This window comes from Escherichia sp. 94.0001 (assembly GCF_013369155.2).
Lineage (GTDB): Bacteria > Pseudomonadota > Gammaproteobacteria > Enterobacterales > Enterobacteriaceae > Escherichia > Escherichia coli_F.
This window is the reverse complement of sequence record NZ_JABWMS020000016.1, coordinates 29,246-47,915: the sequence shown is the minus strand read 5'-3', so window position 1 is coordinate 47,915 and position 18,670 is coordinate 29,246. Positions and strand designations below refer to the sequence as shown.

13 protein-coding genes and 1 tRNA gene are annotated in these 18,670 nt (G+C 52.5%); 4 read left to right on the top strand and 10 right to left on the bottom strand.

Going from position 1 to position 18,670, the window contains the following annotated elements; genetic code table 11:
- Nucleotides 1-97: 97 nt before the first annotated feature.
- The 7 genes from fadH to ebgR form a co-directional block, all read right to left on the bottom strand.
- Complete coding sequence (gene fadH / locus HEN33_RS10535) at nt 98-2,116, bottom strand: NADPH-dependent 2,4-dienoyl-CoA reductase (RefSeq protein WP_105271291.1); 2,019 nt, start codon at nt 2,114-2,116, stop codon at nt 98-100.
- Between the two features lie 322 nt (nt 2,117-2,438).
- A complete protein-coding gene (gene ygjK / locus HEN33_RS10530; RefSeq protein ID WP_176263598.1) occupies nt 2,439-4,790 on the bottom strand; it encodes an alpha-glucosidase in 2,352 nt (783 codons plus the stop codon).
- A 15-nt stretch (nt 4,791-4,805) separates the two neighbouring features.
- Nucleotides 4,806-5,876 carry a protein YgjJ gene (gene ygjJ / locus HEN33_RS10525; protein ID WP_039021363.1) on the bottom strand — a complete coding sequence of 357 codons (1,071 nt, stop codon included), beginning with the start codon at nt 5,874-5,876 and terminating at the stop codon, nt 4,806-4,808.
- Nucleotides 5,877-6,009: 133 nt separating this feature from the next.
- Nucleotides 6,010-7,443 carry an amino acid permease gene (locus tag HEN33_RS10520; protein ID WP_001285446.1) on the bottom strand — a complete coding sequence of 478 codons (1,434 nt, stop codon included), beginning with the start codon at nt 7,441-7,443 and terminating at the stop codon, nt 6,010-6,012.
- A 62-nt stretch (nt 7,444-7,505) separates the two neighbouring features.
- Complete coding sequence (locus HEN33_RS10515) at nt 7,506-7,955, bottom strand: beta-galactosidase subunit beta (RefSeq protein WP_001219950.1); 450 nt, start codon at nt 7,953-7,955, stop codon at nt 7,506-7,508.
- Nucleotides 7,952-11,044 (bottom strand): beta-galactosidase subunit alpha, encoded by a 3,093-nt coding sequence (ebgA, locus tag HEN33_RS10510; RefSeq protein WP_176263599.1) that lies wholly within the window; start codon nt 11,042-11,044, stop codon nt 7,952-7,954. Before ebgA ends, HEN33_RS10515 begins: the two co-directional genes overlap by 4 nt.
- A gap of 183 nt (nt 11,045-11,227) precedes the next feature.
- Complete coding sequence (ebgR, locus tag HEN33_RS10505) at nt 11,228-12,211, bottom strand: transcriptional regulator EbgR (protein ID WP_176263600.1); 984 nt, start codon at nt 12,209-12,211, stop codon at nt 11,228-11,230.
- A gap of 218 nt (nt 12,212-12,429) precedes the next feature.
- On the opposite strand from ebgR, the gene HEN33_RS10500 reads away from it, so the two are divergent.
- Nucleotides 12,430-12,762: a tRNA-binding protein gene (locus HEN33_RS10500; protein ID WP_000450588.1), complete on the top strand. Its 333-nt coding sequence runs from the start codon at nt 12,430-12,432 to the stop codon at nt 12,760-12,762.
- A 41-nt stretch (nt 12,763-12,803) separates the two neighbouring features.
- Here HEN33_RS10500 and ygjG read toward each other — a convergent pair whose 3' ends face one another.
- Nucleotides 12,804-14,183 carry a putrescine aminotransferase gene (gene ygjG, locus HEN33_RS10495; protein WP_001297164.1) on the bottom strand — a complete coding sequence of 460 codons (1,380 nt, stop codon included), beginning with the start codon at nt 14,181-14,183 and terminating at the stop codon, nt 12,804-12,806.
- A 416-nt stretch (nt 14,184-14,599) separates the two neighbouring features.
- Between ygjG and aer the strand changes: the two genes are divergently transcribed.
- Nucleotides 14,600-16,120: an aerotaxis sensor receptor Aer gene (aer, locus tag HEN33_RS10490; protein WP_000094718.1), complete on the top strand. Its 1,521-nt coding sequence runs from the start codon at nt 14,600-14,602 to the stop codon at nt 16,118-16,120.
- Nucleotides 16,121-16,226: 106 nt separating this feature from the next.
- Here the strand turns inward: aer and nfeR are convergent, their stop codons facing one another.
- Nucleotides 16,227-16,850, bottom strand: coding sequence for a DNA-binding transcriptional regulator NfeR (gene nfeR, locus HEN33_RS10485; protein ID WP_000018005.1), 624 nt, complete (start codon nt 16,848-16,850; stop codon nt 16,227-16,229).
- A 287-nt stretch (nt 16,851-17,137) separates the two neighbouring features.
- On the opposite strand from nfeR, the gene nfeF reads away from it, so the two are divergent.
- Nucleotides 17,138-17,902 (top strand): NADPH-dependent ferric chelate reductase NfeF, encoded by a 765-nt coding sequence (gene nfeF / locus HEN33_RS10480; RefSeq protein WP_176263601.1) that lies wholly within the window; start codon nt 17,138-17,140, stop codon nt 17,900-17,902.
- A gap of 53 nt (nt 17,903-17,955) precedes the next feature.
- On the opposite strand, the gene HEN33_RS10475 is transcribed toward nfeF, so the two are convergent.
- A tRNA-Ile gene (locus HEN33_RS10475) sits at nt 17,956-18,031 on the bottom strand.
- A 124-nt stretch (nt 18,032-18,155) separates the two neighbouring features.
- On the opposite strand from HEN33_RS10475, the gene mug reads away from it, so the two are divergent.
- Nucleotides 18,156-18,662 carry a G/U mismatch-specific DNA glycosylase gene (gene mug / locus HEN33_RS10470; protein WP_176263602.1) on the top strand — a complete coding sequence of 169 codons (507 nt, stop codon included), beginning with the start codon at nt 18,156-18,158 and terminating at the stop codon, nt 18,660-18,662.
- Nucleotides 18,663-18,670: the final 8 nt, after the last annotated feature.

The window sequence follows — 18,670 nt, the reverse complement described above, 5'->3', positions numbered from 1 at the left end:
ATGCGGCGTGAACGCTTTATCCGGCCTACGATTAGCACGTTACCCGTAGGCCGGATAAGACGCAGCAAGCGTCACATCCAGCACTTCAAATAACGATTTAAATCTCCAGCGCCAACCGTGTTCCCTGGGCAATTGCCCGTCGTGCGTCCAGCTCCATAGCCACATCGCAGCCGCCAATTAAATGCACGGTTTTCCCGCTATCAATGAGCGGTTGTGCCAGCGTGCGGTTTGGCTCCTGCCCCGCGCAGATCACCACATGATCTACCGCCAAAATTTGCGGTTCGCCGTTGATCACCACATGCAGCCCGTCATCGTCGATCTTCTGGTAACTTACGCCTGGGATCATTTTCACGCCGCGCGCGAGCAGGGTGGTGCGATGGATCCAGCCCGTAGTTTTGCCCAACCCTTGCCCTGGTTTGCTGGCTTTGCGTTGAAGCATCACAATCTGTCGCGGGCTACGGGGGATCTGCATTCCCTGCGGGCTTAACCCACCACCCTGTTGCAGGCTACTGTCGATTCCCCACTCATTACAAAACTCGGTGATATTCTGGCTGGTGGACTCCCCTGGCTGACTCAAATACATCGCTGTATCAAAGCCAATCCCACCACAACCAATGATGGCGACGTTGTTGCCCACCGGCGCTTTGTCGCGCAGTACGTCGAGATAACTCAACACCTTCGGATGATCGATCCCGTCGATGGGCGGAATGCGCGGTACGATCCCACTGGCGAGGATCGTTTCATCGAACGCCTTTAACTGATCTGCGGTCACGGTGTGATTAAGTTTCAGTGTCACGCCAGTCACTTCGATCATCCGGCGGTAGTAGCGCAATGTTTCGTAAAATTCCTCTTTGCCGGGGATCTGTTTGGCGATATTAAACTGCCCGCCGATCTCGCTATGTGCATCAAACAACGTTACCTGATGACCACGCGCCGCCGCATTGATGGCAAACGCCAGCCCCGCCGGACCTGCGCCGACCACCGCCAGATTTTTTTTCTGCACGGCGGGAAGGATCGGCATTTTGGTTTCGTGGCAGGCGCGAGGATTCACCAGGCACGAGGTGACTTTGCCGACAAAGATCTGATCGAGACAGGCCTGATTGCAGCCAATGCAGGTGTTGATCTCATCGGCTCGCCCCGATTGCGCTTTTGACAGCAGCTCCGCATCAGCAAGAAACGGTCGCGCCATCGATACCATATCGGCATCACCGCGCGAGAGAATATCGTCGGCAACCTGCGGATCGTTAATCCGGTTGGTGGTCACCAGCGGCAATGAGACGTGACCTTTCAGTTTGCGTGTGACCCAGCTAAATGCGCCGCGCGGCACTGGCGTGGCGATGGTCGGAATCCGCGCTTCATGCCAGCCTATTCCAGTGTTGATAATGGTTGCGCCCGCCGCTTCAATGGCCTGCGCCAGTTCTACCGTTTCGGTTAAAGTCCCGCCGCCTTCTACCAGGTCGAGCATCGACAGCCGATAGATAATAATGAAGTCGTTGCCGACGCGCTCGCGCACCGCACGCACTACTTCGACGGCAAACCGCATCCGGTTGCGGTAATCGCCGCCCCACTGGTCGCTACGCTGGTTGGTGCGCAGAGTCAGAAACTCGTTGATCAAATACCCTTCGGAACCCATCACCTCTACGCCATCGTATCCGGCCTCCCGCGCCAGTTGCGCGCAGCGGGCGAAATCGTCGATCAGTCGCAGGATCTCTTCATGGGTGAGTTCATGAGGAACGAAACGGTTGATGGGGGCCTGCAACGCGGAGGGCGCTACCAGATGCGGTTGGTAGCTGTAGCGTCCGGTATGCAAAATTTGCAGGGCGATTTTGCCGCCTTCCTGATGTACCGCTTCGGTAATGGTGCGATGGTGTGGGATCTGGCTGACGTCATTGAGCATTGCACCGCCTTCCATGCCAACGCCTGTTAAATCAGGTGCAATACCGCCGCTAACGATCAGCGCCACGCCGTGACGGGCGCGTTCAGCATAAAACGCCGCCAGCCGCTCGGCACCGTCCGGGTATTCCTCCAGCCCGGTGTGCATTGAACCCATCAACACGCGGTTTTTTAACGTGGTAAAACCTAAATCAAGCGGGGCAAACAGCGACGGGTAGCTCATAAATTATCCAGTATGTAAAATAATTGTTATGTGGTCGGATGAGTTCTAATTTAGCCGTCGCCGGGGAAAAGGGAAAAGGGGAATGCGGGGTTTGTGATGGGAATCAAAAAGAATACGCTGGTGGTAATGCCGGATGCGACGCTTGCCGCGTCTTATCCGGCCTGGGGGAACGCACATGTAGGGCGGATAAGGTGTCCACGCCGCATCCGCCAGTGGCGCGGTGCAGATGCCGGATGCGACGCTTGCCGCGTCTTATCCGGCCTACGGAACGCACATGTAGTGCGGATAAGGCGCCCACGCCGCATCCGCCAGCCGTTGCAAATTACTGCTTACGGAAAAAATCGTTATACAACATATACAAATGTGCGGCACTCCAGGAGAAATTTGGAGCCCCTTGCTGCGCGCCAGTCAGCGGGTTGTAATTCTCCTGAATCGGACCGTCGGCGGTTAATCCTTTGGCATGCTGGAAGAACGTATCCGCCAGTTTCAGGGCATCATCGCGATAACCGTAACGCTCCATTCCTTTCAGACCAAACCAGAACTGATCTACCCATACGCGCCCGCGCCAGTAGATATCCGCGCCAAAAGCCGGGTTGGTTAACGCCGCCGTTCCCAGCGGTACAAAGGTGTTGAACTCTTTGGTGTCCAGCATCACCTTCACCACCGCGTCGGCATTGGCCTGCGTTGCAGCACCGTTAAACAGCGGCGACCAGCCTTCAGGCCCTTTACCGCGCTCAACAATCGGTTTGCCCGCACAGCCGTTCGCCAGCGGTTTATCTTCAATGCGCACGTCATAGTAGAACTGCGTGGTCGGGTCGAACATACAGGTATTGATGTAGTCCGCGAGCTGCTGCGCCAACTGGCGATAGCGTTTGGCCTCTGCCGGCTTACCGAGGATAGTTGCCATCTCTGCCAAATAATGGTTATCGCTGTACATATAGCTGGCCTGATCCACCGACTCCTGCAATAGCGAGTAGCCCAGCAACGTTCCGTCCTGACTGCGGTTTTCGGCGAATTTCACCGTCCAGTCACTACGTTTGCCGCCGTTAGCGACATATTTATCCAGCTGTTCCTTGTCGATAAACCCAAAGACGGCGGCGTCATCACGGCCCGATTCCCACGACGCAGCAATTTGTGCCGGAATTTCCAGACTGTCGTACTGGCCTTTCTCCACCACGCGGGCGTAGTTGTTCAGCCCAGACAGCGTCTCTTCTTTATCGCCTTTTTTCACCGTAAACAGCATCTCACCGCTCTTGGTGTTATGGGCTTTATCGCGGGTCGCGCCATATTCCGGCACGCCGTTGCCGTTATGATCGCGGTTACGTAACCACCAGTCGTGATAGGCCACCAGTTTCGGGTACATCTCTGCCAACCAGGCTTTATCCTGGGTGACGTTATACACTTCCATTACTGACCAGGCGGCAAGGCTGGGTTTGGTATTACGTTCGTTCCAGTTGCCGCCATCGCCGCCACGCTCGGGGCTAAGGTTCCACGCAATCAGGTCGGGGACAAATCCCACATCCTGTGGACGCACGGTGTCGCCAGGTTGGATCTGCCAGGAGAAGACCGCGCGGATATTCTCTTTGGCGATCTCCGGATTGAAATGCGCCATCGCAAACGCCTGCTTCCAGGTATCCCACGGCCAGGTCTGATTGCCGGAGAACCAGCGTCCGGTCACCGACGGTGTGACGGTATTAAATTTCACCGCCCCGCCCGGTGAGCGCCAGTTACCGTTGAGTGTTTCGATGGCTTTCACCGCGACGCGCGTCTGTTCCGGCGTCGCATCCGGATTGGTTAACCCTTTCTTCAGGTACTCTTCCCAGCGTTGCTGCGAGGCGGTGAGATAAAACGCCGGACGCGCCAGAATATCGCGGATCTGCATTTGCTCTTTGCTAACTTCCTGAGCGGTCAGCAGGTGGGAGTAGGTGGTATAGAGCGTCGTCGACCCGTTGATATGCGCCTTACTGGTAAAGTGATTACCGTTGATTTCAGTCTGCACTGGCAGGGATTTATGCACCTGATATTCTGATTCGCCGGAGGTCAGCAGATCCCAGGTGGCGCGCACTTTGCCAAAGGTGACTTTCAGGCCATCACGGGTGGCGCTGATTTTGCGCTGATAATCAGGGTACTCGCCAGCAATGGTTTGATCGGAAATCGGTTTCCCTTCCTTCGCTTCCAGTTTTTCCAGCAGCTCGCCGTCCCACACCAGATCCAGCGGTTTATTGCTGGTGATTTTAGTTTCCAGTAATGAGGTACGCGGCGTGGCGAAGCGCAGAGTCATTTCGACCTGCACATCTTTTGCTGTCATTTTTTGTACCAGCGCGCCGGGAATACTGTATGCCTCCAGCGTGAAGTCGACTTTCTTGCCGTCCTGCCAGACGGTCAGGCGGTCGAAATTGCTGGCCATAAAGTTGATGTATTCTTCCGTCAGCAGCGCAACGCCTGGAAAACCGCCCATGGTATTCGGGCCGTCTGGCAACAGATGACCATGCCAGGCTCCGAGATCGAAAAACGGATTAAAACGCTGGTGATCGTCGTAATCGTAATCCTTCATGTACTGCGGCGCGCCAGTACGGTTAATCACGTTTTTATAATTGTCGGCGTTAGCGGCATGGGCGGAAAAACTCATCAGTAGAGCGCAGGCTACTGGCGTTAAAATAGTTTTGATTTTCATGAGATTATTGTCCTTTTACCAGTAGAAATATTGCATCAGGAAGAGTTGGTCGCTGGGATCGTTAGAGGCATTTTTCATGTAGAAGCGGCTATCAAAAGCCGTTGCGAAACGTCCGCCGCCGTATTCGTACCAGATACCAAACTGCATGAAAGAGGTGGTTTCATCGTCAGCGTGGTCAGGGCGATGTTTGGCGTACGTGTAAGCGGTAGAGAGATAAATCCCCTTGAACGCTTCATACATGGCGCTCACCATCATCCCACTTTCACTTCCCGGTACGTCCAGTCCGTCGGCGCGTCCGGTATGGTGCCAGGCGCGAGCGGCAAAGTTAGGGGTAAGCAGGCCAGTGAGATAGAGTTGTCCGGTACCGTCGGTAATTTCCAGACCGTTCATCCAGGTGATGCCTTCGGCAAGGTCATACTGGATGTAACCGTTCATCATTGCCGGATAAGTGTATTTGTCGTCGTAGCGATCGTATTTGCCAAAATGTAGCCAGGCTTTGCTTTCGTCATGATGCCCGGCAGGTGTGGCGGTGACGCTATAACGAAAGTTGCCGGTTAAGTTCTGTACCTTCAGCGCGGTCATAATGTCGCGGGTATTGGGAATGACGTAGCCCAGATCGGGCGTGAAATCGCCCCACCATTGCAGGTCATCCAGCGAGGAATCCTGACGCAGACTGAGCATGATTTCGGTGCCATCATTGGTACGATAACCGCCATAGAAACGGTTAATCCCACCTTCGAAACCACCCCAGCTATGGTCAGGCACCCAGGCATTACCGTCGTGGTCGGCCTGCACGGTCCAGCCTTCGCCGTAAATCAGGCCGAACCAGGAGCCGTACTTCATCTCCAGGCCACCTTCAATATAGGTGCCGTCGCTGTATTTATGTTTATTCTCACCCTCTAAATCCATATATCCACCAACCCCTAATTCGCCGTAAAAACGAAATGAAGGAGAAGATGTCGAGGTCATTGCGGGTGTTTTTGTGTCGTCATGTTCTGCTGGACGTGCTTCTTCAGCAGCCGCAGAAAAGGCGTAGCAAAACGGCAGAGCAAGTAATGCTCTGCATGGTGCAGTGATTAATTTCATTGTGTTAATCCATGAGCTAAAGAAAAAGTACAGCCTTTTATCGTTGTAATTATAAAAATATAAAGGCAGAAACTATTTTCCCTCTCCCCATCCAGGAAGAGGGAAAATGCCTGCTCATTTTTTATTATTCTGCTTAATCAACATTGCTGGCTGGCGTCGCTTCAATATGGCGCTCTTCAGCCGTTAATCCCTTTATATATTTACTGTATTTCCACCACGCAAAGCCGAGGAAGATAACAATACCGCCGACGTTATAAAAAATGATGGTCAGAATATTCGCGCCAGTCGGGAATGTCGAAGCGACAAACCCTACGGCAAATATCGCAATCAGCATTGAAACAACGATAATACCGGTACGACGGGAGCCCATGCGGAAATCGCGTGGCAGGTGATCTAATTTGGCGCGTAAATTCAGGTAAGCCAGCATGATGAATAACGGCGGAAGCATGGATGCTGCGGCAGTCATATTAATAATAGTATTCATCAGATCCTGCACGGTATTGGAACCGAGCATCGGGATAATCATCAGCGGGATGACGATCAGGAACTGGATCCACGCTGCGCGCGCCGGAACGCCGTTTTCGTTCAGTTCGACGGTTTTCTTACCAAAGATGCCTTCCGGGATTTCGGAGAAGAAAATTTTTACCGGCGTAGCGGTCCACATCAGCAGGGAGCCGAACATCGCGGTAAAGGACACCAGGCCAACAAAGCGATTCATCAACGCTTCCGGCAGACCAAAATACGCCGCCATGCCATGGAATACCTGCACCGATCCGCCGGTAAACTTCAACTCTTTGCTGCTGACGAAGACGTTAATTAGCACCGAGGAGACGGAATACAGTACACCGATAAAAATCCCGGCGAGAATGATCACTTTAACAAACGATTTTGAACCGCCTTTGACGTCGTTAACGTACACCGCGACAGATTCCGCGCCACCTGCGGCCATAAAGATCCAGGTAGTAACGCCGAGGAACGCCCAGTTAAAGTTAGGGATCATCGCGTCAACGGTGATCGGATCGGCAGGCTGTACGCCGCCAACCAGCGCCGTGCCTGCCAGTAAAATGTAGGAGAGCGTTAACAGCAGCATCAGCGTTGAAGTGACGGAGGTGATTGGCCCCAGCATTTTCGCCCCGTTGGTGGAAACCCAGGTGGAGAAGGCGAACAGCACCATACTGATAATGGTGGTGGCAACCGGTGTCATAATATATTCGTAGCCGAGGAAAGCATACGAGGCGTAAGCAATAACGCGCGGCAATAATGAGGTGAAAAAGAACAAGTTTACGAACCAGTAGGTATAGGCAGTAATAAATGCCCAACGTCCGCCCAGCGAACTTTTTACCCACGCGTAGACACCGGCTTCCGAGTTTTTATTTAACGAAACAAATTCTGCGATGATCAGACAGAAGGGAATAAAATAAAAAATCGTCGCGAGGAAAAACATTGGTGCCGAGGCCAGTCCAAGCTCAATATTATTATTGATAACGTTGTTAAAGCTGTAAACGGCGGCAAAAGTCAGCGAGAGCAAGCCGAATTTGCCGATTGTATTACGTTTGGTATCAGACATAACACATCTCCGAAAATGAGTAGGGTAGCGGTGGCGGCAAACTCCTTATGCCGCCGTAATTGTTATTTGTTATGGAAATAACCATCTTCGATGGTGACTTTGAGAACCACTTTTTTGACCGCGTTATTACAGATAAATCGATACGCTTCATGGATATCACAAATAACGATTTGCCCTTCGTGGACCTCAACGGCTTCTCCGCAGCCTTTTAGATATTCACGGTCAGTTTCATCACGATAATATTCCACTACCTGTAATGTCTCTTTCGGCGCATATTCAATTTTTTGTTGTCCTTGCAGGTAGTAATGTACTTCAAAATAGCGTCGATGCCCGGTAAATAGCGCATCGGTCGCGGAGTCTGTCTCCACGCGGTAAGTCAATGAGTCACCGATGGAGTGGGCGACGCCAGGCTGAATGTTGTCGATATTTTCAATCGCTTCAACGCAGCGTTGCCACTTTTTGCCAGAGGCGTAAATCTGGCGGAACTGTTCTAAGTTATCGATGATCCTCATTGCTTATTCTCGCTGTGCAAATTCGTGGAAAAGAACCCTGCGCCGAACTCATACGACGCCAGGCTTTGCGCGGTAGCTTCCCCGCCAGAAACTGGCAGCAACGTAAAGCCGTAGCTGAAGTCACGGAACCTGACGCGCCAGGTGTCCAGCACTTCGCTGCCCCAGGAGTTAGAGCCGAGGCCAAGCAGTTGGTGGTCAAGATTCAGGGTGATGTCATCACTGCGCTGCAGTTCGTTACAGTGCTGGGCAGCGTGGATGTTTTCCTGGGTGGAGTGCCAGGCGCTGAAGTTAATGGGGCGCTGCGGAACCACCAGCAGACCGTTGCCGTGGCGATTAGTGAGTGCCGTCCAGCGGACATGCTGACGGTTGCCGTTGTTCTGCGGGAAGGGATAGTTCTCGAACATGGCATCGACGGTACTGCGCCAGATATCAATGATGTTAGCCTGCTGGCTGTCGGCGTAGTTTTCGCCCGGTCCACGTCCGTAATATGCTACCTGGTCGTATTCGCCGTTAATCCCCATGGTGAAACCGATGCACGGAATGATGTGCGGATAGTCGCCGTAACGTTCGCCGGAAAGCGCCACGTTAACCTGGCCATCGGCAGCGATGCGCCAGATGTAGGTGCAGCGCATTCCGAAATCAAACACCGGTGGGGCAATAACCGTGCGGCTGATGATCAACACTTCATCATCACTTTGCTCAACGACAAAATCGCGCAGATGCTCCTGCATGATCTGCAAATGATTCGGTTGCCACAGCCCTTCGTACTCTTGCTTGTGGTTGTCGATCATCGGCTTGAAGAAGTTGATCTTTGGCTCGCGGGTCAGCAGCGACTCGCCATTCACCTGCCAGGATGTCGGTTTGCCACTCATTTTTGAGAAGGTGATCGCGAAGTTGTAGCCGCGAACGGTGCAGCTCAAACGATCGTCTTCCAGCGTCAGCGGACGCGCATTATTTGGTGCGAAAGGCACTGGCTGCGCGGTATTTTCCTTCAGCGGGAACTGATAAGTGGCGATAGGGTGCCCGGCGTCGCTGTAGCGGGTGCGGGAATCCTTGGTCACTGTAATGTTGAGGAACGCTTCACGGGCGTCCAGTTGCGGCAGCGTAATGTGCAAGGGCGCTTCGCTGTTCGGTGCAACGTCGCGCAGTTTAATCTGCTGCGTCGCGAGTGTTTCACCTTCGGCGCGCACTTCTGCGTGCAGAGTGTAGTCATCAAGCGTGGTAAACCACAGTTTATTTTCTACTTTCAGCTCGCCGCGAGTCAGATCCAGCGCGTGGATTTTTACCGGCGCGATAACCTGTTTGTACTCTTTCAGTCCCGGCCCCGGCGTCTGATCGGAATAGATCAAACCATCAAGACAGAAGTTATAGTTGTTGGGATAGTCGCCGTAGTCACCGCCGAATTTATACCAGACATTGCCGTTGTCATCCTGCGCCTGGATCCCGTGGTCGCACCATTCCCAAACATAATGTCCCTGAATGCAATCGTGCTTATAGAATACGTTTTGGTACTCCGTCAGCCCGCCCGGACCGTTCCCCATCGCATGGGCGTATTCACAGATGATGCGCGGCTTCGGATGCGGATATTCACCAAACTCATTCATCAGCGGCACGCGGGTGTACATGGTGGAAATAATATCGACCACTTCAGCATCGCGATCTTCTTCGTAATGCACCAGTCGCGTGTCATCCAGCGCCTTCGCTGCGTGGTACATCGCGCGGATGTTACAGCCATAGCCGGATTCATTGCCTAGCGACCAGATGATGATCGACGGATGGTTTTTCTGCGCGTGGATATGGCGAACAATGCGCTCGACGTAGACTTTTTCCCACTGCGGATCGTCGGTAATACGGCTGATATCGCCGACGTTAGCAAAGCCGTGCGATTCGACATCGGTTTCCGCCATCACAAACAGGCCGTAGATATCACACAGTTCGTAAAAACGCGGATCGTTGGGGTAGTGAGCGGTACGCACAGAGTTGATGTTGTGCTGTTTCATCAACTGGAGATCTTTCTCGACGCGATCCATTCCAACGGCGCGGCCTTTGCGATGATCGTTGTCGTGACGGTTGACGCCGTGCAGCATCACATAACGGTTATTGATCCAGAACAGACCGTCGCGCACTTTGATATCACGGAAGCCAACGCGTTGTGGCACCACTTCCAGAACGTTGCCGTCGGCGTCTTTCAGCGTCATGACCAGATGGTAAAGATAAGGGGATTCTGCTGACCATTGCTGGGGCTGTTCGACAGTAAAAGCAAAGCTGGCGCTGGTCAGTTTTTCAATTGCCAAATGATCAATGGTGCTGCTGTGCACCACGCGTTCGCCATCAAACAGGGTATATTCCAGCGTCGTTACGACAGGGGAGGCGGCGAGATTTTCCAGCACTACTTCACAAGAAAGCGTGGCATCGCAATAGGCTTCGTCAAAGTCGGTACGCACGGTGAAATCGTTAATATGCGTGAGTTGTTTACCGACCAGATAAACATCGCGGAAGATCCCCGCCGACCACCACATATCCTGGTCTTCCACGTAGGTAGAGTCCGCCCACTGCATCACGCGCACACACAACAGGTTGTCGCCGGTTTTAACCATCGCGCTGATGTCAAACTCTGCGGTCAGGCGACTGCCCTTGCTGAAACCCACATACTGACCGTTAACGTAGACTTCAAAATAGGTTTCGACGCCGTCAAATTTAATCAGCGTCTGTTTACTCTGCCAGCCGTCACTGAGGGTGAAAATACGTTGATAGGCACCGGTTGGGTTATCGCTGGGAACAAACGGCACATCGATAGGGAACGGAAAACCTTCGTCGGTATATTGCAGTTTGCCGTGGCCTTCCATTTGCCACATGGCGGGGACGGTAATATGCCCCCAGTCAGCCATTAACTCAGAGGTGAAGGCTTCTGGCACTTGCAGCGGATGGTCAAAAAAGTGGAAATTCCACTGACCACTTAAGGGCAGAAACAGGCTGCTGGTTTCGCGGGCAAAGGTACGCGCTTGCGCAACAGAATCATATGAAAAAAAGTACGCACGCGGCGCAAGTCGGTTTTCGTGGGTGAGCTGAATGTTTTCCCAGCGATTCATAGGGCCTCCCGGTAGAGAGAAATCGGAACCATTCATGGTGATGGTAGTTTGTGTAATTGCTGGGGAGTTTAGTAAAATTTTCACTAAAATATAGCGAGTAAATGCATTTACTTTAACTGGATCACGAAAATAAACGGCAGCACTGCCCGGCAAAAACGATTGCCGGACAGTGTGTAAGGGGATTTAACGGGTCGTGCCGCGCAGTTTTAATTTGCTGGGAACGAAGACTAACAGCGGCAGCGCGCGACCATCCCGGGCTTTTTCATACACCAGGTTAACGCCCTGGCTTCCCATCATCTCGGAATGGATGCGCACGGTGGAGAGCGGCGGAAAGGTAAATCGTGCGGTGGGGATATCGTTAACGCTGATAAGCGAAATATCCTGTGGGATGTTCAGGCCACGTTCATGAATTGCCCGCAGTACGCCGATAGCAATGGAATCGGAAGCAACAAACAGTGCCTTCGGATAGTCTTCCTGCGCCAGCATCTGTTTTGCCAGTTCATAGCCCGACGAACTGGAAAAACCGCCGCGCCAGATATCCTCTTCGCGTACCACTTGTTTCAGTCGGCCATATTCCGCAAAGGCGACCTCACGAATATCCGCCTTGCCAGGCTCATCTTCACCGCCAATAAAACCAATACGATTAACACCCTGATCGATATAGAAGTCGATGATTTCTTTACTGATGCGAGCCAGATCGATATCCACCGCATCGTAACCGCTACCGGGTTCGTGAAAGTCGATAAAACAGATATTGTCAGTCAGTGCGCAGGCGGCGGCGCGCAGGGCTGGCGTGGGTTTGCCGACAATCAAAATACCGGTGACGTTTTTAATGTCTGGTAAGCCGCTGTGTTCATAACAGTTGGTGAGCTCGATGCCCAGCTTTTCGCACTGGGTTTCAATGCCGTGGCGGATCGCCAGATAGTAAGGATCGTTGATTTCCAGCTCTTGTTGGTAGCTGTAGATAGCCAAAATATGGTGCTGGTTGACTGCGCCTGTCTGTAGTTTACGGGCGCTACTGGTCTTGTACTCCAGCTTTTCGGCGATCTCGAGAATGCGATGTTTCGTCTCTTCTTTCACATTCAATGTCGGATCGTCATTTAAGACCCTGGATACTGTCGCCAGGGATACGCCAGCTTCGATTGCGATGTCTTTTAGTGTTGCCATGTTTACCTTTTTTACTTTCCCTGATGTGCGCCCCCATTGTAGAGGAAGTGCTTATCGGGTCACCTGTTTTCAGTAAATAAAGCGCGTTTCTTTGACGCTGTAACGGTAACACAGCGGCTCACGAATGTGATCACGCCTGCATTCTCCATTTTTAGCCTACAGGATTGAGAAAAACTTTTGCTATAGTTTAGTAAAATTTTACTCAAGGGGAGGAAGCAATGGAAACCGTGGCTTACGCTGATTTTGCACGTCTGGAAATGCGCGTCGGAAAGATTGTGGAAGTGAAACGCCATGAAAACGCCGACAAGCTGTACATCGTACAGGTTGATGTGGGGGAAAAAACGCTGCAAACCGTGACCAGCCTGGTGCCGTACTACAGCGAAGAAGAGCTGATGGGAAAAACGGTGGTGGTCTTATGCAATCTGCAAAAAGCGAAAATGCGCGGTGAAACGTCGGAATGCATGCTGTTGTGTGCGGAAACCGATGACGGCAGCGAAAGCGTGCTGTTAACGCCGGAGCGGATGATGCCTGCGGGCGTACGTATCGTATAAAACAATCGGATGGCGACGTCGTATCGCCATCCGATTTGATATTACGCTTCTTCGACACTTACTCGCATGGCCGCCAGCGCCTTACGCGCCGCTTTGATCACCAGTTCGCACTGTTCAATGGTCAGTGTCAGTGGCGGTTCAATGCGGATCGTTTTGGCGTTATTGAGCGTTCCGGCCACCAGTACGCGCTGGCGGAACATCTCGCTGGCAAAGTTGTAGCCGATTTCGTTATCGACAAATTCAATCGCCATCAACATCCCTTTGCCACGCGCTTCCTGTACCAGATCGGGATATTCCCGTGCCAGTTGACGGAAACCGTCCAGCAACATATCGCCTTTTTGCTCAGCCTGAGCCGGTAAGTTCTGCTCCAGCAACACATTGATGGTCGCCAGCGCCGCCGCACAGGCCAGCGGGTTGCCGCCAAAGGTGGTGGTATGCAGGAACGGGTTGTCGAACAGAACTGAGAACACCTCTTCAGTGGCGATGGTCGCGCCAATCGGCATCACGCCGCCGCCGAGGGCTTTTGCCAGACACAGAATGTCCGGCTGAACGTTCTCATGCTCGCAGGCGAACATCTTGCCCGTGCGCCCCATGCCCGTTTGTACTTCATCGAGGATCATCAGTGCGCCGAACTCATCGCACAGCTTACGCACGGCGGTGAGATAGCCCGGCGGCGGTAGAATTACGCCACCTTCACCCTGAATCGGCTCAAGGATCACTGCGGCAACATCGTCACCGGTTTTTTTGCACTCGTTAAGAGCCGTGCGCATGGCTTCGATATTGCCAAACGGTACATGACGGAAGCCCGGCAGTAACGGCATAAACGGTTTGCGGAAGGTCGATTTCGCCGTGGCCGACAGCGCGCCAAGCGATTTACCGTGGAACGCGCCGCTGGTGGCAATAAAAGTAAACTTGCCGCGCGGCGACTGATAAGCCTTCGCCAGCTTCAGCGCTGCTTCAACGGACTCGGTGCCGCTATTACAGAAGAAGCTGTATTTCAGCTTACCGGGCGTTAGCGCAGCAAGGGTTTTCGCCAGCATTGCCCGTAATGGATCAAGCAGCTCCTGGCTGTGCAACGGTTGTTTCGCAAGTTGATTCTGTACGGCGGAAACCACAACTGGATTACGGTGCCCCACGTTGAAAATTCCAAAACCTCCAAGGCAGTCGATAAACTCCTGTCCCTGGGTGTCGACAAGCGTATTTAAACCTCCCGCTTGCCACTCTACGGCTCCGTAATCCCCGCCGGCGGTAACAGATTTGCGATACTCTAAAAACCCCGGATTGACATGCTCTTTGAAGTATTCAATGACCTCTCGGTTAAGTGCTTTCATCTCCTCATGATCCAGCGTTCGCTTCTCAATGAGATTCAGGGCGTGGGCGCTGCACGCTAAAGCCGATGCGCTCGAAGGTAACCTGTTCAAAATATGCTCCGGAGGCTCGCGTATCACATGATACCGATTTAAGTATTGCAGGGATTGCGCCACTCCGGCTGCGATCGCGAAAATCGGGATAAACACAAATCTGGTTACATTTACGCAATATTTAATGCTATTTGTTAACATTTGCTGTTATTTTGCACGGTCTATATTGGGTATGGATGTGGTGATCGCTGCGCAAATGCACGCTTTTAGGGCAATAAATGCCTGATTTTTGGGCAAGATAATTAACGTTTTCGTATAGTAACAGAGTGAAAGTATTTTAAATCAAGGAATTAGATTTGTGCTTTAATCGCAAATTGCGATCTAAATCAAATTAATCGGTTAAAGATAACCGCAGCGGGGCCGACATAAACTCTGACAAGAAGTTAACAACCATATAACCTGCACAGGACGCGAACATGTCTTCTCATCCGTATGTCACCCAGCAAAATACCCCGCTGGCGGACGATACCACTCTGATGTCCACTACCGATCTGCAAAGCTATATCACTCATGCTAATGACACTTTTGTGCAGGTGAGCGGCTATACCTTGCAGGAGTTACAGGGGCAGCCGCACAATATGGTGCGTCATCCCGATATGCCAAAAGCGGCGTTTGCGGATATGTGGTTCACCCTGAAAAAAGGGGAGCCCTGGAGCGGCATCGTGAAAAATCGCCGCAAAAATGGCGACCATTATTGGGTGCGGGCCAATGCGGTACCGATGGTGCGCGAGGGAAAAATCAGTGGCTATATGTCGATTCGTACCCGGGCGACGGATGAAGAGATTGCGGCGGTGGAGCCACTGTACAAAGCGTTGAACGCCGGACGTACCAGTAAGCGTATTCATAAAGGCCTGGTGGTGCGTAAAGGCTGGCTGGGAAAACTGCCTTCATTGCCGCTTCGCTGGCGGGCGCGTGGAGTGATGACGCTGATGTTTATCTTGTTGGCGGCTATGCTTTGGTTTGTTGCTGCCCCGGTGGTGTCGTATTTCCTCTGTGCATTAGTGGTATTGTTAGTAAGCGCCTGTTTTGAATGGCAGATTGTGCGCCCGATAGAAAATGTCGCCCGTCAGGCACTGAAGGTGGCGACCGGAGAACGTAATAGTGTTGAGCATCTGAATCGCAGCGATGAGCTGGGGCTGACATTACGCGCGGTAGGGCAGCTTGGCCTGATGTGCCGTTGGCTAATTAACGATGTCTCGAGCCAGGTGTCCAGTGTCAGAAACGGCAGCGAGACGCTGGCGAAAGGCACTGATGAACTGAACGAACATACCCAACAGACGGTTGATAATGTTCAGCAAACGGTGGCGACCATGAACCAGATGGCGGCGTCGGTGAAACAGAACTCTGCCACGGCGTCGGCTGCCGATAAACTTTCGATCACCGCCAGTAATGCGGCCGTGCAGGGCGGGGAGGCGATGTCCACGGTGATCAAAACGATGGACGATATTGCTGACAGTACCCAGCGCATTGGCACCATTACTTCGCTGATTAACGATATTGCGTTTCAGACCAATATTCTCGCCCTGAATGCGGCGGTGGAAGCGGCGCGTGCCGGAGAACAAGGCAAAGGTTTTGCAGTGGTGGCAGGGGAAGTGCGTCATTTAGCCAGCCGCAGTGCTAATGCCGCCAACGATATTCGCAAGCTGATTGATGCCAGTGCTGATAAGGTGCAATCCGGTTCGCAGCAGGTACACGCCGCCGGACGGACGATGGAAGATATTGTGGCGCAGGTAAAAAACGTCACCCAGTTGATAGCTCAGATTAGCCATTCAACGCTGGAACAGTCCGATGGGCTTTCCAGCCTGACCCGTGCAGTGGATGAGCTTAACCTGATCACCCAGAAAAACGCCGAGTTAGTGGAAGAGAGTGCGCAGGTGTCGGCGATGGTGAAACACCGCGCCAGCCGACTGGAAGACGCGGTGACGGTGCTGCATTAATCGGTATGCCGGATATAGCCGTTTGTACACAATGCCTGATGCGATGCTGGCGCATCTTATCAGGCCTACGGGGTGTGTAGGGTACGCCGCATCCGGCAATCGGTGATTAATCCAGTTGGGTAATATCAAAAGCGGCGCGGTCAATCACCGCAATGATCTTTTTTATTTGTGCATCAGTGATATCGCTCTGGTTGACGCGTAAATCCAGCACCGCTTTAAAATTATCCAATGCCCGCTTCATTTGCGGGTTCTGGCGCAGCGCCGCGCCAACGCAACGCGCTTTGATGCGTTCTTCAATCATCTCCACCTGTTCGCGGTTTTCTTCCAGCCACTGCGCGCCTTGTTCGGTCAGCGCAATCTGCTTCTTACCACCTTCCTCTTCGCGGATGGTAATCAGCGACTGCTCCTGCAGAAAATCCAGCGTCGGGTAGATGACGCCCGGGCTTGGGGTGTAATTTCCCTGGGTCAGATTTTCAATCGCTTTAATCAATTCGTAACCGTGGCTGTCATCGCGCGAGAGAATATCCAGAATCACCAGACGCAATTCGCCGTGACCAAAGAAACGTTGCCGACGACCGCCGCCGCGACCGTGGCGACCACCGCAGCATTGACCGTGTTCATGCTGGTGACCGTGTCCGCAGTGCTCGTGTTCTGACTTCTCACCTTTGCAGCAGCCCTCATGGCGTGGCTGGCCTTCATGTTTACAACACCCTTCGTGATGATGGCTCATATCAGCCTCCTTTTGCTTAATTAGATATATCTAATTTATATCTGATATGAGCGCTCTTGCAAGTGTAAAAATGATTTTTAAACGTGGACTCATCTCACACGTAGGCCGGATAAGGCGTTCACGCCGCATCCGGCGTTGAGTAATGATGCCTGAGAAGAGGCGGTTCGTCTTATCAGACTATAGACATATCAGTTCTACAAATCGCTTGCATTTATCATGATTAACAATCATTATCATTTACGAAAATTATTTAGATATATCTGATTATCATCACGAAGGCGATAACAATGAATAATTCCCCCAGCTACCCACAGCGCGTTCGCAATGATCTGCGCTTCCGTGAACTGACTGTGTTACGCGTTGAGCGTATCAGTGCCGGTTTTCAGCGCATTGTCCTCGGCGGCGAGGCGCTGGACGGTTTTACATCGCGCGGCTTTGACGATCACAGCAAACTCTTCTTTCCTCAATCTGACGTTCACTTTGTGCCGCCAACGGTAACGGAAGAGGGGATCGTCTGGCCGGAAGGACCACGCCCACCGTCGCGTGACTATACGCCACTGTATGACGAACAACGTCATGAACTGGCGATCGATTTCTTTATTCACGACGGCGGAGTCGCCAGCAGCTGGGCGATGCAGGCGCAACCGGGCGATAAACTCACGGTGGCAGGGCCGCGCGGTTCGCTGGTGGTGCCGGAAGATTACGCGTATCAGGTGTATGTTTGCGATGAGTCCGGAATGCCGGCACTGCGCCGCCGCCTGGAAACGTTGAGTAAACTTGCCGTTAAATCGCAAGTTACCGCGCTGGTCAGCGTACAGGATAACGCCTGTCAGGATTATCTCGCGCACCTTGATGGTTTTAATATCGAATGGTTGGCGCATGATGAGCAGGCGGTAGACGCACGCCTGGCGCAGCTGCAAATCCCTGCCGATGATTACTTCATCTGGATAACCGGCGAAGGCAAAGTCGTTAAGAATTTAAGCAGCCGCTTTGAAGCGGAACAGTATGACCCACAGCGGGTACGCGCAGCGGCTTACTGGCACGCAAAGTAACTGATATATAAAAAGAAAAAGGCTGACGATTTCTCGTCAGCCTTTGCTATGTCTGGTGGCCCCTGCTGGACTTGAACCAGCGACCAAGCGATTATGAGTCGCCTGCTCTAACCACTGAGCTAAGGGGCCATGGTAGCGGATTATAAAGTAACTCCGTGTCGCAATCCAGCCATTACCGCTCGCCTGCTGTTTTTATAAACAATGTATTTTCAATCCGTTATACTTTTCCTGGTGATGTTAGAAAGGAGTAAATATGGTTGAGGATATTTTGGCTCCAGGGTTACGGGTTGTGTTTTGCGGTATCAACCCTGGTCTTTCATCCGCCGGAACTGGTTTTCCCTTTGCTCATCCGGCAAATCGCTTCTGGAAGGTAATATATCAGGCCGGGTTTACCGACCGTCAGTTGAAGCCGCAGGAGGCGCAGCATCTGCTGGATTATCGTTGTGGCGTCACCAAACTGGTAGACCGTCCAACGGTGCATGCCAATGAAGTTTCAAAGCAAGAGCTACACGCAGGCGGGCGTAAGCTGATTGAAAAAATTGAAGATTACCAACCACAAGCGTTGGCGATTCTGGGCAAACAAGCGTTTGAGCAAGGATTCAGCCAACGCGGTGCACAGTGGGGGAAGCAAACGCTCACTATTGGTTCGACGCAGATTTGGGTACTGCCAAATCCCAGCGGTTTAAGTCGCGTTTCACTGGAGAAACTGGTTGAGGCGTATCGGGAACTGGACCAGGCGCTGGTAGTGCGTGGGCGATAAAAAACGCC